Below are 14,788 nucleotides of genomic sequence, written 5' to 3'. Positions count from 1 at the left end.
CGCACTAGTTTAATAGTATAGGATTGTTGATATGTATATTAGTCGCAATTTAGAACAATGGAATACTTTCCTCACAACCTTGCAAACCGCATTTGAACAAGGGAAAGCACAAGATTTATTAACGCTTCTTCTCACGCCTGATGAGCGCGATGCAGTGGGTTTGCGTTTACAAATCGTGGCTCAGTTATTGGATAAAAATCTCTCCCAACGAGAGATTCAACAGAATCTCAATACCAGTGCGGCAACCATTACGCGTGGTTCTAATATGCTCAAAGCAATGGATCCGGATTTTATAAACTGGGTGAAAAGCCAACTCGATGAGCAAGCCACAAAAAACTAAGCGAATTCTAACCGCTCTTTTACATCTTTTTCGCCCATCTTGGTGGAAAAAAAATTGGCAACGGGTTGCGTGGCGTTTTTCTCTCGCAATCCTGGCGTTTTTCATTTGCTTTCGCTTTATCCCTGTTCCCTTCTCTGCCTATATGGCACAGCAAAAAATCGGGCACTTATTACAGTTGGATTTCAGCTATTCAATCAAATACGATTGGGTAACACTTGATGAAATCTCACCGAATATGCAACTTGCAGTGATTGCCGCTGAAGATCAAAAATTTCCAAACCACTGGGGCTTTGATTTTGAGGCGATTCAAAAGGCCTTTAAATTTAATGAAAAATCTCAAAGAACCAGAGGTGCTTCAACGATTTCTCAACAAACCGCGAAAAACCTCGTTCTCTGGCATGGACAAAGTTGGTTTCGTAAAGGGTTAGAAGTTCCCACAACGGCATTAATGGAAATCTTTTGGTCTAAAGAACGCATTTTAGAAGTGTATTTAAACATTGCAGAATTTGGTAATGGCATTTTTGGTGTAGAAGCAGCTAGTCGCTATTACTTCAAAAAATCAGCGAAAAATTTAACTCAATCAGAAGCGGCATTACTCGCCGCGGTTTTACCAAATCCTATTATCTATAAAGTGAATAAACCTAGTACATTAGTTCGTAAAAAACAAAGTTGGATTATGCGACAAATGAATGGATTAGGCTTGAATTATCTAAAAGAAATGTAGATTAGCCATAAAAAAACCTTGAAACTCACTTTAAGTTCCAAGGTTTTAAATTTGGTGGAGATAATCGGGATCGAACCGACGACCTCTTGAATGCCATTCAAGCGCTCTCCCAACTGAGCTATATCCCCAAATAACGCAAGCTATGATAAATTTCGGCTGATAAACTGTCAATATTGAAATAATCAAATCTTGTTTATCAGCCTAAATATTAAGCGTTTTGAGATTTAATAAAATCAATGGCACGTTGGATACGCACTAACACACGTTCACGACCAATACCCACTAATGTCACATCCATCGAAGGTGATTGACCTGAGCCTGTTACTGCCACGCGTAATGGCATCCCGACTTTACCCATACCCACTTCTAATTCAGCTGCGGTTTGTTCAATCGCTTCATGCGTAGAATGTAAATCCCAGCTAGAAAGTGCGGTCAATTTTTCTTTTACTTTTTCAAGTGGTTCAATCGCCGCTGCTTTAAAGTGTTTCTTCACTGCCGCTTCATCAAAACTTTCAAACTCTTCGAAGAAATAACGGCTTGCTGATGCCATTTCTTTTAAGGTTTTACAACGTTCTGCAAGCATCGTCACGATTTCAGTTAATGCTGGGCCATTTGATGTATCAATACCTTGATCTTTATAGTGCCATGCAAGGTATTTGGCCACATATTCAGGTGGTAACTCACGAATATAATGGTGATTTAACCACAATAATTTTTCAGTGTTAAATGCACTCGCTGACTTACTCACATGATCTAATTCGAAGAATTTAATCATTTCTTCACGTGTAAAGATCTCTTGGTCACCATGCCCCCAACCTAAACGAACAAGATAGTTGATTAAGGCTTCAGGTAAATAACCGTCGTCACGATATTGCATCACACTTACCGCACCATGACGTTTTGAGAGTTTTTGACCATCATCACCATTAATCATGGAAACGTGCGCATATACTGGAATTGGTGCGCCTAACGCTTTTAAGATATTAATTTGACGCGGGGTGTTGTTAATATGGTCTTCACCACGCACAACGTGAGTAATGCCCATATCCCAGTCATCTACTACCACACAGAAGTTGTAGGTTGGTGAACCATCGGTACGGCGAATAATTAAATCATCTAATTCACTGTTGCTGATTTCAATACGACCACGCACTGCATCATCAAACACGACTGAACCTTCTGTTGGGTTTTTAAAACGTACAACATGTGGCTCATCGGCAGCATGATTGTGATCATGTAAACAATGACGGTCATAACGTGGTTTTTCTTTGTTTTGCTCTTGTGTATGACGTAATTCTTCTAAGCGTTCTTTAGAGCAATAGCAACGATAAGCCAAGCCTTGTTCAATCATTTCATCAATCACTTGATTGTAACGATCAAAGCGTTTGGTTTGATAATAAGGACCATGTTCCCAAGCTAGGTTTAACCACTCCATCCCTTCAATGATTGCAGCCGTTGCTTCCGGTGTAGAACGCTCTAAGTCAGTATCTTCAATACGTAATACAAACTCGCCGTTGTTATGTTTTGCAAATAACCAAGAATAAAGGGCTGTACGTGCGCCGCCCACGTGCAAATAACCTGTCGGGCTTGGGGCAAAACGCGTACGTACTTTGACATTCGGATCTAATTCAAAAGGAGGATCAATTTTCATTTTCTTAATAACCTATTCATTTACAAAAATTACCTTTATTTTACTACGACTTGCGTGACTTCTAAATAAAAAATCTGATTTTATGCCTATTTTTGCAACAACTAGACGCTTTTTCATAAAAATATATTGACTGAAATCTCATTATACTTATAATGCCAATCCACAACATTAAGGGCGATTAGCTCAGTTGGGAGAGCACCTCCCTTACAAGGAGGGGGTCACTGGTTCGAGACCGGTATCGCCCACCACTTTTTCCAAAGTTGGCTTTAATGTTGTAAAAGTTTGACCAAGCGGGCGATTAGCTCAGTTGGGAGAGCACCTCCCTTACAAGGAGGGGGTCACTGGTTCGAGACCGGTATCGCCCACCACTTTTCTAAAGTGTTCTTTCCGCTCAAACTTTCCCATTATTTAAACGCTTTTCTTATGTGGGCGATTAGCTCAGTTGGGAGAGCACCTCCCTTACAAGGAGGGGGTCACTGGTTCGAGACCGGTATCGCCCACCACTTAATTTTAGTGTTTAAATAAATCCGAATACCTTTTCAGGTGCATCGGGCGATTAGCTCAGTTGGGAGAGCACCTCCCTTACAAGGAGGGGGTCACTGGTTCGAGACCGGTATCGCCCACCACTTTCTTACAATCCTTACTTAAATCAGTCAAATTAGTATTAGTTCTGTTTTGTCTTATAAATAAAAACGGCCACAAAACTTTTCGTCTTATGACCGCACTTCTATCTAATTTTTTGGATTAAACAGGCTCTAAACCTAACACTTTACGTCCATTAATACTGGCAATATCAACCATTGCATCAAGATGTGGGAAACGACAGCCTGCAGCAAGCAAGCTTAGTTCTTGCCATAAATCCCCTTCGCAAAGTGGTACCATGTAATCACAGATATTATCCGTACCTAACGCGACTGTAATCCCCTCTGGAATCATTTCATCTGCCGGTGTCAAGGCATTATGGAAAGGCATCAAATCTTCTTTTCGATTACTATCAATCCACGCCATTGGGCAAGCAATCATCATCATTTTTGCCTGACGCATTTTCTTATAAAGTTTATAGCGGTATTCTTTACTGTGAGCACCAATGGAAATACCATGGATCGCCACGACTCTCCCTTCCATACCATGCTCGATGGTTTTGTCACAAAGCTGCTCAGTTTCTTTTTCTTTCGGAGAATTGAATTGGTCCACGTGTACATGACACATAATGCCGCGAGACTTAGCCGCATCAAGTAAAATATCCATTGCCTCAAGGCCGCGACCATAATCAAGCTCATCGCGATAAGGTAAACCACCAATCATATCCACCATATCAGAGCCAATATCAAACCATTTGCGTGCTTCTGGCTCAATCACCCCTTTTAAGGTTTGATTCGCAAATTTCAAAATAATGTCATGCTTATAAACTTCGCGAGCTTTGTGTGCAGCAATGATGGCTCGGTCTTCACAAATCGGGTCGATATCCACAAAAGTACCAAATGCCGTCACCCCTTGGGAAATCATCAGTTCAATCGATTGACAGAAACGGGCGTAATAATCATCAACACTTGAGGTACGTTTAACTTCGTCCACTAAATCCCATTTTTGTTGAAGATTACTGTTGTGGTAAATGCCGATTTTTTCGGGTGTCATTGTAAAAGCACGATCTGCATGAGCGTGGGCATTAACCCAGCCACCTTTTTTAATAATTTCGTCTCGAATAAACGTTTTAAAGCTACGAACGTGATTTCTCATAATAACTCCGCCAAAAAAGAAAGGAAAAGAGAGACGAGAAGTGTATTAATTGAAAAGCAAACCCAATAAGGGTCAGATCTATTGTGAATTGTTTGCAATGTTATGAAAAATTCGCAGATTTTAATTAATAACATCTTTTCAGTCTTTCAACTGGGTGCAAAGTATAAGATTTTAAGCACAAAAAAGCTACCTATTTATTAATAAAAGAACGCTCTTGGTTGAAAACGTCTAAAAATAAGCCGAGCGGAGGTCGACTAGAGGATTGCTCAGTATAAGTGCGGTCAAATTTCTTATAGTTTCCTTTGCGATCAATATGGTACTGTGTGCCATCTGGCTGAATAATGACATTCCAGCGGAAATTCGATGCTAACACCCAAGAATCGCCATTAAGCTCAAATAAATTGCGACCTTGTGCATAATCTACAACAGGATTTTTCACTTTAAAGATCGATGACATCAATGCCGGTAATAAATCTGTATGACTCGTTAATTTCGAAACTTCTTGCACCGGCAAATCTTTCCAGTAAACAATAAATGGCACTTGGATTTCATCACGACTAAAATAGTTTTCTTGCGCTTTTTCATCCAGCTTATTAAAGGTTGTACCATGTTCTGCCGTAATAATGACAATCGTATTCTCTAAAGAAACTGATGCTAAGGTTTCATCAATCTGTTGATCTATATCTGCAAGCGATTTGGTGTAATTTTCTTGCGTTTTATCCGTAATATCTAAATCCACATAAGCAAACCAAGGCTTATCATTTTTTAAGAGTGATAAAACACCATTTCTCGCTTCTTTTGGCGAAGAGGCTTTCACTTTAGGCAATTTTACATTACGGAACAAGGCTTGTTTAAATAAACTGTCTTTAAATGCCGTAGACGAATAAGCGACAAATTGATATTTCTCATCTTGTAGCTTTTTAATTAATACCGACGGTGTGTGATTACTCAAAATACTGTCCGTATAATTTGCATTAAGTCCATAGAATAAGCCCACTAAGCCGGCATTGTTCGTATTACCACTACTGTAATGATTCGTAAATTGAGTAGAACTTGTGGCAAACTCAAACAGTTTAGGCATTTTCTCACTAGTTAGCGCATCATAACGTAAGCCTGAAACGGTAATCACGAGAATATTTGGTTTGTTCTCAACTTGCTCAAACTGAAGGTCTTTTTTCGGATAATCAAGTTTTAATGCGTCTAAACGCCCTTCTTGCTCTAAGCGCTGAGAATATGCTTCCGCATTAATAAATCCTTGTTTTTCCAAAAAGGTTCGAGCAGTCATGGGATAAGAAAGTGGGAAATTTGAGCGTTGCATGGTAATCGGACGATATAAAAATGCATCCGCCCAAGCGTAAATTAAATGTGTTGCAACAAAAGTAGATGTCAGCACGAATCCGACTTTCTTCAGCCATTTTTGACGTTCTAAACTACGTAATTTTTCCCAACTCCAGCGGGAGAAAAGCATTTGAATCAGTAAAATAATCGGCATTGGCGTAAAGAAAATTTGCCAATCTCGTGAAAGCTCACCCTTTTCAGGGTTAACTAATAAATTCCAAACGATAGAAGAAAGATGGATATTGAAGCGATTAAATACTTCCGTATCAAACAGTAATAAAGTGGTGCAAATTGTCGTGATAATCACCGTTAATCCACGGAAAGTGCGGTGATTTTTGATGATGAAACTCAGCGGAAAAATAACCAGCAAATACAAGGCAAAAACACAAAAGCTGAAATGTCCTAATAAGCTGATAAAGAAATAAATCTTACCGAATAAGGTGTCAGGCCAGTCAATGAGAAAGGCGTAACGACTGCCAATAAGAATGGCGATGATAATGTTAAAAAAAGCAAACCAGTGTCCCCACGAAATTTTTCGTGAGGTTTCTTCACGGTATTCACGTCCGTTAAATTTGCTCTTTTTAAACCACCACATTTTATTTTGTTTTCACCGAATTCATCAGAGAGTTGGCAAAGGCTTGAGCGAGCGCTTCACGCTGTGCGGCTGGTACGCTAGTGGTCAATAAATTACTGGCCATATTGCCTAAAGCGATAAGAGAAAGATCAACGGGTGCTTTGTGAGTTTCAAGTACGCTAATCATGTCGTTAATGATGGCATTAACTTGCCCATCGGAATACTTTGAATGTTGAGCCATTTGGAATGTTTTAAACCTGTTCTAAATACAAAAAAACTTCTCATATCATACCCGATAATTTACTCAATCTGAATAATTTCTTTTTTCTTGCTTAAAAAGTGCGGTTATAATTTAAGGTAAATTTTACAAAGGAAAAAATTATGAGCATTACGGTTAATCAAATCGTGCTACATCAATTAGTTAAGCACGCTGAAAATGAAACCACTACCATAGAAAGCGTGTTGCGTGATGAACTTCTCACCATTACGCCAGAAGTCGAACAAATGATGTTGCAATTACATCAAGGCTATCAAAATAAAGGTAAAGCATTTGGTGTCTTCCAAGAGAACTCTATTTTTGCACAAGATCTGAATCGTTTATTAGAAAATGAAATCAACTTTTTAAATTTCAGCCAACAATCCACAAAATTATTAGCGCAAGAATTAGGTAAATATAATTTTGCAGACAGTGGTACGCTTATCCTGTGTCAATATAATTTTTTAGCGACGGATTACCTATTCATTGCTTTGTTGGATAGCCGTATCAGTATGTTAGTTGACGAAAATCTTGAAATTCGCCGTACAGAATACTTAGATATCACACAATTTGATATTGCGGCACGTATCAACTTAACGGATTTGCAAGTGAACGCAAACTCAAACCGCTACCTTACCTTCATTAAAGGTCGTGTTGGCCGTAAAATCAGTGACTTCTTTATGGATTTCTTGGGGGCTGAAGAAGGATTAAATCCACAAGTTCAAAACCAATGCTTATTACAAGCGGTAAGTGACTACTGTGAACAAGGTGAACTAAACAAAGAACAAACTCAGGCTGTTAAAAAACAGGTATTTGAATACTGCAAAGGTCAATTAGCAAGCGGTGACGAGATCGCATTAACTGAACTTTCAGCTAATTTGCCGACTCTAAACGAGCGCCCTTTTGTCACCTTTACAGAAGAGCAAGATTACGGCTTGGAAGAAACGATTCCACCAGTACGTTCAGCCTTAAAAACATTAACGAAATTTTCAGGTTCCGGTAAAGGGGTGACATTAAGTTTTGATGCGGATTTATTGAATAACCGTATTGAATGGGATCCACTTACAGATACTTTAACAATCAAAGGGATACCACCAAATTTGAAAGATCAACTTCAAAAAGCACTAAAGTACGATAATTAATTTGGCAAGATCATAAAGTTTCGGTATCATTCGACATAACTTTGCAACTTTTCAGCAAAAGGTAAAAATATGCAATTAAGAACATTTTTAGGTGCAGTTGTTTTAGCATTCAGCTTGACGTCTTGTTCAACTGTACAAAAAGTCGTTTATCGTATTGATGTTCCACAAGGTAACTATTTAGAGGCTGCCACGGTGGCACAAGTAAAACCAGGCATGACAGCCCAACAAGTTCAATATTTACTTGGTACACCGGTTTTAATTGATCCTTATAGTAACTTAACTTGGTATTACGTGTTCTTACAACAACACTCTTACCAAAAACCGGAACAACACACCTTCACGGTAAAATTTGATAAAAATGGCTTAGTCAGCAGTGCTGAATTAGATAAACCGCTACCTAAAGTAGCAAAACAAGATGAAAATAATACAATCATCCGTGCGCCTGATAACCCAGACAAAAAAAGCTGGTGGAAATTTTGGTAATCATTAAAGAATAATACCTGCTTGTTAAACCAAGCAGGTTTGTTATATTAAAAGAGAATAAAAATGTCAAAAATTCTATTAGTTGATGATGATGTTGAACTTACAGATTTACTTGCTAAGATTTTACAACTTACAGGCTTTGAAGTCGATGTCGCCAATAATGGTGAAGAGGCATTAGAAAAACTGAATGAAAGCCACCAGTTAGTTTTACTAGACGTTATGATACCTGTATTAAATGGTATTGAAACACTCAAAAAAATTCGTCAAACATCAAATATTCCTGTGATGATGCTTACTGCACGAGGTCAAGAAATCGACCGTGTAATTGGCCTAGAACTGGGTGCAGATGATTATTTACCAAAACCCTTTAATGACCGAGAGTTGGTTGCTCGTATCAAAGCGATTTTGAGACGTACGAGTCAATCCGAAAACGTACAAAATACGCCTTCATCATCAGAAGAAAATACATTGGAATTCGAAGGTCTATTACTTCATTCAGGACTTCAACAAGCCTCTTATGAAGGTCAAGATCTCGGTCTAACCGGTTCTGAGTTTGCTCTACTTTATAAACTCGTACTTCGACCAGGAGAAATTATCTCTCGGGAAGAGTTAAGTCTAAACGCGCTAGGCAAAAATCTCTCACCTTTTGATCGCTCCATTGATATGCATATGTCAAACTTACGTAAAAAACTTCCTGAAAGAAAAAATGGTTTGCCATGGCTGAAAACATTACGTGGGCATGGTTACCTATTGGTATGTGAATAATGCGTGTCAAAAAATTTAGCTTAAATCAGCTCACTATACGCACATTTATTGTCTTTTGGTTAGCATTCTTTACGATGGCTGCGCTCTTAGTGGCGCTACCTCATTATGATAGCCGCCTATATTCAGACTTAAATCAAAATGACATATCGAACTATCAGAAGAAGCTTTTTGAATCCATTCGAAATAATAAAATTAGCAGCATTCTTGCGGGTGTTCCAGTCCTTCCCGTAGATAAGTTTGATTCTTATCGTCCTGTCATCATGACACCTGAACAAGAAATTTTAGGAGCTTTAGACAAAGAAAAAAGGTTCATCACTCGCTTTGCCCAAGAGGCAAATGATTTTTCTACCCCTCAGCGTCGAGTATTCAACGATATCGAAATCGCAGGGCCATTTAAATTCTATATTGGAGATTCAGAAACGACATCAAAATTATTCTTTGTGTCTAGAACAAACGATCAACAAGAGATTTTACGTTATATCCTTGATCAGCCTTGGATTTTATTGATTTTAATGTTAATCATTACAACACCTTTGCTGTGTTGGTTTACTCGCACTATTGTAAAACCTATCACTCATTTGCAAAAAGCCGCTAATAGCATAGCCTCAGGAAACTTCAAAGTTAATAAGGAATTAGCTAATTATGGTCCATCGGAATTGCGAGAAGTCGGTCAAAGTTTTAACAAAATGTCGATTGCGATTAATAATCTAATTTCAAACCAACACAATCTACTTTCGTCCATCTCGCATGAATTAAAAACACCATTAACGCGTTTACAACTTTCTACTGCACTGGTTCGTCATCAAACGGGTGATATTGAACCGGTAAAACGTATTGAAAAAGAAATACAACGAATGGATAAAATGATCAGTGAATTGCTGCTCATTTCCCGTCAACAAATGCATTCTCAAATGGAGCACAATTTATTTTCTATTGATCAACTCTGGGACGATGTTATAAAGGATGCCTTATTTGAAGCAGAACAACGCAAAATAACTTGTGATGTCAATATCTCTATTTTACATCCTGAAAAACACATGATTTATGGCAACCTAAGCTTACTCACCAGTGCAATTGAAAACATTGTTCGTAATGCATTGAAATACACTAAAGACCGTATTTTCCTAACTATTAACTTACAAAAAAATGAACAGGATGAGAAATGCCTACAAATTCGAGTGGATGATAATGGCTTAGGCTTACCACCTGAAGAGTTTGATAAAATCTTTAAGCCATTTTATCGTGTAGATGAAACCCGAACACGGGCCACTGGCGGAACGGGACTAGGTTTAACAATTGTCTATAATATAGTGAATGAACACAATGGAAAAGCATGGGCGGAATCCAGTAATTTAGGTGGACTTGCCGTCACGATTCAACTTCCAGTATGGAAACAAAGTTAGTTCAAACAAAAGGCGATATTTTCATATCGCCTTTTTCTTATCTAATTTTCACTCGTTTTAATCGCAATGCATTGGATAGCACAGAAAGTGAACTCATCGCCATTGCTGCGCCCGCTAATACAGGACTTAAATAGCCCAATGCGGCAAGTGGAATACCTAACACATTGTAAATTAAAGCAAAGAATAAGTTTTGCTTAATATTTTTTAATGTTGCACGAGAAATCATTAATCCATCGACTAACTGATCCACCGAATGCTGCATGAGTGTCGCCGATGCGGTTTGCTCTGCAACATCAGAACCCGATTTCATCGCAAAGCTTACGTTAGCCATTGCTAATGCGGGTGCATCATTCACACCATCACCAACCATTGCGACCACTTTGCCTTGCTGACGTAATCTCTCAATATAAGTCGCTTTGTCACGTGGACTGCAATTACCCTGTGCAGTTTTCACACCTACTTGCTGAGCAACATAATCAACGACAGATTGCTGATCGCCACTCATTATCACCACATCAATATTATGTTGGTGTAAGCGTTGAATCGCTTGCAAACTATCCTCTTTTAGACTGTCTGCTAGCGCAAATGCACCGATTGGACTGTTATCTACAGATACTGCAACAATACTCGCAATTTGCCAAATTTGAGGCATATTATCTGGTAAGGTTAATTCACAATAAGTCGGTTTACCTACTTTAACCAAACCTATTCCATCAATGTGGGCAGAGATACCCATCCCTACTTCTGAATGAACTGAAAGTGCGGTCGGAATTTCAAGTGATTTTTCCTGTGCAGCTAAAACTATCGCTCTAGCTAAAGGATGATTGGCATTTTGCTCAACGGAAGCCGCTATACGATATAAATCTTCCTCAGAATAGACCGCACTTTGTGGTTGCCAAACTGCAGCGATTTTAAGCTCCCCTTGGGTTAGCGTTCCTGTTTTGTCTAATACCACCGTATCCACATGGGCCGCCTCTTCCATGGATGCAGCATCTTTAAACCAAATGCCTGCATTCACCGCTTTGCCCATTCCCACCATTATTGCAGCAGGTGTGGCGAGCCCTAATGCACAAGGACAAGCAATGACTAACACGGCAACAGAATGAATTAAAGCGGTTACCAAATCTCCTTTTATCCACCAAGTTAATCCAAATGTTAGTGCCGAAATCAATAACACGGCAGGTACAAATACAGCAGCGACTTTATCAGCAAAACGAGCAATCGGTGCTTTTGTACCTTGCGCCTCTGAGAGCGCTTTCATCATATCGCCCAATAGGGTTTGCTGACCGAGTTGATTAGCTCGATAAATAAGACTACCTTGTGTCACCATTGCGCCTGCAAGCACAGGGCTTTGAGATATTTTTTCTAATGGTTGAGATTCACCGGTTAAATGACTTTCATCACACCACCCTGTCCCTTGTTCAACGATACCATCCGCGGCAATACGTTCACCTTGATTAGCTCGTAAAATATCACCTATTTTCACTTGATCGAGAGAAATCGTCTGCCAACGATTTTCACGTTGAACACTCACTTGTTTTGGAGTGAGTTGTAATAATAGCCCTAAACTATTTAAGCTTTGTTTCTTCGTTCTTTCCTCAAGAAATTTCCCTAGGCTGACAAAACCAATTACCATCACCGATACTTCAAAATAGACATGAGATGCGCCATCATGCCCCATTGACTGATAATAAAACAGCATAAAGACCGAATAGAGATAAATCACCAACGTACCAGTACTCACGAGTACATCCATATTGGCCAAACCACCTCGAATACTACCAATCGCACCTTTATAAAAAGGAATGGCTAACCAAAGTTGCACAATGCTCGCAAGAACAAATTGCCACATTGGTGGTATCATCCAAGAATGATGATTAAACATCATCCCGCTCATTCCGATTAAAAAAGGAATGTTAATGAACAAAAGCAACCATAAACGCGGACTAATCTTCGTTTCATTAGGTGCGCTAGGCAGCTCATTTTGCTTTAGAATGCCGTTATATCCCGCTTTTTGAATAATTGTCAAAATATCTTGTTCTGAAGCCTGAGATGAATCAAATACGACATGCGCTTCCTCTGCCGCAAAATTCACGCCCGCGTCAGAGACAAAATCATTTCGATTCAATACTTTCTCAATCCGATTCGCACAGGATTGACAGGTCATCCCCTCGATTTGAATGACTATTTTTTTATTCTGTTGCATAAAAACCTGCCTCTTCAATTGTTTCAATTAATTGTGCAATACTAACCGCACTTTCATCAAAGGTAATCACCGCTTTACCGTCATCAAGTGTTACTACGGCTTTTTCTACGCCATTAAGTTCTTCCAACACTCTTGTGACGCTTTTCACACAACCACCACAAGTCATCCCTGTTACATGTAATGTAATTGATTTCATATTTACTCCTTAATTATTGATATAGATTGAAATTAAGCTTACTATAAACCTTAACATCAGGTTAAGGTCAAGGATTTTTTATGAACATCAGTGAAGTGGCAAAATTAGTGGGTTTATCAAGTAAACAAATTCGAGATTATGAGAAGTCTGGCTTATTAAAACCTGCACAACGCAGCCTTTCTGGCTATCGTCATTATGAAGAAAAGGATTTAGAACGACTACGTTTTATTCATCACTCTCGAGATGTAGGATTTTCACTCCAACAAATTCACCAACTTTTACAATTACAGGATAATCCCAATCGTAGTAGTCGAGAAGTGAAAGCACTCACGACGCAACATATAAAAATGTTGAATGAACAAATTTATCACTTGCAAAAAATGGTTGAGGAATTGGAACGATGGCATAACGCTTGTCAGGGCAATGATTGCCCTGAATGCAGTATTTTGGAAGGATTAAAAGGATAAATTAATATTCCCAGCTTTCAGGATCAATGCCTAAATCACGCATGATCTTTTTAGCATTTTCAGGAATCTCATCATGGCGTTCTTTCATTAAATCCGCATCCGTCGGTAATGGCTGACCCGTAAAAGCATGCAAGAATGCCTCACAAAGCAATTCGCTGTTTGTTGCATGACGCAAACTTTTTAACTGACGACGCGTACGCTCATTCGTCAAAATTTCCAATACTTTAATCGGAATAGAAACGGTAATTTTTTTGACTTGTTCGCTCTTTTTGCCATGTTCTGCATAAGGGCTAATATATTTGCCATCCCAGTTTGCCATAATGCACCTTAAATAACCTGATAATTTATCTGTATTTTAATGAAAAATAAGCAAAATGACAATCTAGACGGCTAAAAGTATAGAAATCTAGATAAGATAAATAAAAACCACCTTTCGGTGGTTTCAGTCAATTATAAGGTTTTTGCAAGATCTTTTAGGAAAGTTTTAAACTCTTTACCTAATTTATCATGACGAAGACCATATTCCACAAAGGCTTCCATATAGCCAATCTTGTCACCACAGTCAAAGCTTCTGCCAGTCATATGGAACGCTTCAACGGTCTCTTTCTCAATAAGCATATCGATCGCATCTGTTAATTGGATTTCATCGCCTACACCAACGGGTGTTCTTTCTAATAAATCCCAGATTTCGGCAGAAAATACATAACGGCCTACAACAGCAAGATTTGATGGCGCCTCTTCAACAGATGGTTTTTCCACAATACTATTGATTTTAATACTATCACCACCTTTCAACTCAACACCACCACAATCAGCAATACCATAGCTGCTCACTTCATTGGCAGAAACAGGTGCGACCATAATCTGACTCGCTTTTGTGTCATTAAAGCGTTTAATCATAGCAGAAAGATTCTCTTTCTTTTGATTTGCCGTGAAATCAGCTAAAAGCACATCAGGTAACACCACTGCAAATGGTTCATTTCCAACGACAGGACGACCACATAATACAGCATGACCTAAACCTTTCGCATTTCCCTGGCGAACATGCATAATAGTCACATCTTTCGGACAAATAGAACGAACATCTTCTAAAAGTTGGCGCTTCACGCGTTTCTCAAGCATGGTTTCCAACTCAAAAGACGTATCAAAGTGGTTTTCAATAGCATTTTTTGAAGAATGTGTAACTAACACGATTTCTTTAATGCCTGCAGCGACACACTCATCTACAACATATTGAATAAGTGGTTTATCCACAAGCGTTAACATTTCTTTTGGAATCGCTTTCGTTGCTGGCAGCATTCTAGTGCCAAGGCCTGCGACTGGAATAATTGCTTTCATTATCTTTCCTTTTAGTTTAAATATTCAATGACCACACTTCTTGAACAAGAAGTGCGGTCATTATTTATTAAATATTAATAGATTCAAGTTGGAAAAGTTCCTTCTCTACCTTTTATGACTCAAATTTCCGTTATTTTAAATTTTGCAAACCAACGGGTTTAATTTTCG

15 protein-coding genes and 5 tRNA genes are annotated in these 14,788 nt (G+C 38.8%); 11 read left to right on the top strand and 9 right to left on the bottom strand.

The genetic code is table 11. The annotated features are described in order from the left end of the window. Positions 1-31 precede the first annotated feature (31 nt). Together trpR and mtgA are read left to right on the top strand one after the other, a co-directional pair. Positions 32-340 carry a trp operon repressor gene (gene trpR / locus EL215_RS05330; RefSeq protein WP_126470696.1) on the top strand — a complete coding sequence of 103 codons (309 nt, stop codon included), beginning with the start codon at positions 32-34 and terminating at the stop codon, positions 338-340. Beyond that, entirely contained in the window at positions 318-1,064 is a 747-nt protein-coding gene (gene mtgA / locus EL215_RS05325; protein WP_126470694.1) for a monofunctional biosynthetic peptidoglycan transglycosylase, read from the top strand. Before trpR ends, mtgA begins: the two co-directional genes overlap by 23 nt. A gap of 52 nt (positions 1,065-1,116) precedes the next feature. On the opposite strand, the gene EL215_RS05320 is transcribed toward mtgA, so the two are convergent. Together EL215_RS05320 and gltX are read right to left on the bottom strand one after the other, a co-directional pair. Further along, positions 1,117-1,192, bottom strand: a tRNA-Ala gene (locus EL215_RS05320). A gap of 80 nt (positions 1,193-1,272) precedes the next feature. Then, the gene (gltX, locus tag EL215_RS05315) at positions 1,273-2,715 is read right to left on the bottom strand and encodes a glutamate--tRNA ligase (protein WP_126470693.1); all 1,443 of its coding nucleotides are present in this window, start codon (positions 2,713-2,715) and stop codon (positions 1,273-1,275) included. A 172-nt stretch (positions 2,716-2,887) separates the two neighbouring features. On the opposite strand from gltX, the gene EL215_RS05310 reads away from it, so the two are divergent. The 4 genes from EL215_RS05310 to EL215_RS05295 all read left to right on the top strand — a co-directional run bounded on the left by EL215_RS05310 (position 2,888) and on the right by EL215_RS05295 (position 3,341). Beyond that, a tRNA-Val gene (locus EL215_RS05310) sits at positions 2,888-2,963 on the top strand. 44 nt (positions 2,964-3,007) lie between these two features. Further along, positions 3,008-3,083: transfer RNA gene (locus EL215_RS05305), tRNA-Val, on the top strand. Between the two features lie 59 nt (positions 3,084-3,142). Then, a tRNA-Val gene (locus EL215_RS05300) sits at positions 3,143-3,218 on the top strand. A 47-nt stretch (positions 3,219-3,265) separates the two neighbouring features. Beyond that, positions 3,266-3,341, top strand: a tRNA-Val gene (locus tag EL215_RS05295). 118 nt (positions 3,342-3,459) lie between these two features. Here the strand turns inward: EL215_RS05295 and EL215_RS05290 are convergent. The 3 genes from EL215_RS05290 to EL215_RS05280 form a co-directional block, all read right to left on the bottom strand. Continuing rightward, complete coding sequence (locus EL215_RS05290; protein ID WP_126470691.1) at positions 3,460-4,452, bottom strand: amidohydrolase family protein; 993 nt, start codon at positions 4,450-4,452, stop codon at positions 3,460-3,462. Between the two features lie 190 nt (positions 4,453-4,642). Then, on the bottom strand, positions 4,643-6,385 hold the full coding sequence (locus tag EL215_RS05285; protein ID WP_126470689.1) for a DUF3413 domain-containing protein: 1,743 nt from the start codon (positions 6,383-6,385) through the stop codon (positions 4,643-4,645). Position 6,386: 1 nt separating this feature from the next. Beyond that, the gene (locus EL215_RS05280) at positions 6,387-6,605 is read right to left on the bottom strand and encodes a YejL family protein (RefSeq protein ID WP_014064863.1); all 219 of its coding nucleotides are present in this window, start codon (positions 6,603-6,605) and stop codon (positions 6,387-6,389) included. Positions 6,606-6,745: 140 nt separating this feature from the next. On the opposite strand from EL215_RS05280, the gene yejK reads away from it, so the two are divergent. From yejK to cpxA, 4 genes are all read left to right on the top strand, one after another. Then, on the top strand, positions 6,746-7,762 hold the full coding sequence (gene yejK / locus EL215_RS05275; RefSeq protein ID WP_126470687.1) for a nucleoid-associated protein YejK: 1,017 nt from the start codon (positions 6,746-6,748) through the stop codon (positions 7,760-7,762). Positions 7,763-7,831: 69 nt separating this feature from the next. Next, complete coding sequence (bamE, locus tag EL215_RS05270) at positions 7,832-8,245, top strand: outer membrane protein assembly factor BamE (RefSeq protein ID WP_126470685.1); 414 nt, start codon at positions 7,832-7,834, stop codon at positions 8,243-8,245. A 63-nt stretch (positions 8,246-8,308) separates the two neighbouring features. Further along, positions 8,309-9,010, top strand: coding sequence for a response regulator (locus EL215_RS05265; protein ID WP_126470683.1), 702 nt, complete (start codon positions 8,309-8,311; stop codon positions 9,008-9,010). Continuing rightward, positions 9,010-10,413 carry an envelope stress sensor histidine kinase CpxA gene (cpxA, locus tag EL215_RS05260; RefSeq protein WP_126470681.1) on the top strand — a complete coding sequence of 468 codons (1,404 nt, stop codon included), beginning with the start codon at positions 9,010-9,012 and terminating at the stop codon, positions 10,411-10,413. The genes EL215_RS05265 and cpxA overlap by 1 nt, the downstream gene beginning before the upstream one ends. Before the next feature lie 37 nt (positions 10,414-10,450). Here the strand turns inward: cpxA and EL215_RS05255 are convergent, their stop codons facing one another. Next, complete coding sequence (locus EL215_RS05255) at positions 10,451-12,619, bottom strand: heavy metal translocating P-type ATPase (protein WP_126470679.1); 2,169 nt, start codon at positions 12,617-12,619, stop codon at positions 10,451-10,453. Continuing rightward, positions 12,606-12,815: a heavy-metal-associated domain-containing protein gene (locus EL215_RS05250; RefSeq protein ID WP_126470677.1), complete on the bottom strand. Its 210-nt coding sequence runs from the start codon at positions 12,813-12,815 to the stop codon at positions 12,606-12,608. Before EL215_RS05250 ends, EL215_RS05255 begins: the two co-directional genes overlap by 14 nt. Before the next feature lie 80 nt (positions 12,816-12,895). On the opposite strand from EL215_RS05250, the gene cueR reads away from it, so the two are divergent. After that, positions 12,896-13,282, top strand: coding sequence for a Cu(I)-responsive transcriptional regulator (cueR, locus tag EL215_RS05245; RefSeq protein ID WP_126470675.1), 387 nt, complete (start codon positions 12,896-12,898; stop codon positions 13,280-13,282). A 1-nt stretch (position 13,283) separates the two neighbouring features. Here cueR and metJ read toward each other — a convergent pair whose 3' ends face one another. Continuing rightward, complete coding sequence (gene metJ / locus EL215_RS05240) at positions 13,284-13,601, bottom strand: met regulon transcriptional regulator MetJ (RefSeq protein ID WP_049356368.1); 318 nt, start codon at positions 13,599-13,601, stop codon at positions 13,284-13,286. Between the two features lie 131 nt (positions 13,602-13,732). Then, positions 13,733-14,620 carry a UTP--glucose-1-phosphate uridylyltransferase GalU gene (gene galU / locus EL215_RS05235; RefSeq protein WP_126470673.1) on the bottom strand — a complete coding sequence of 296 codons (888 nt, stop codon included), beginning with the start codon at positions 14,618-14,620 and terminating at the stop codon, positions 13,733-13,735. Positions 14,621-14,788: the final 168 nt, after the last annotated feature.

The sequence above is a fragment of the Haemophilus parainfluenzae genome (assembly GCF_900638025.1).
GTDB classification, from domain to species: Bacteria; Pseudomonadota; Gammaproteobacteria; order Enterobacterales; family Pasteurellaceae; genus Haemophilus_D; species Haemophilus_D parainfluenzae_J.
This window is presented reverse-complemented; position numbering and strand designations above follow the sequence as displayed.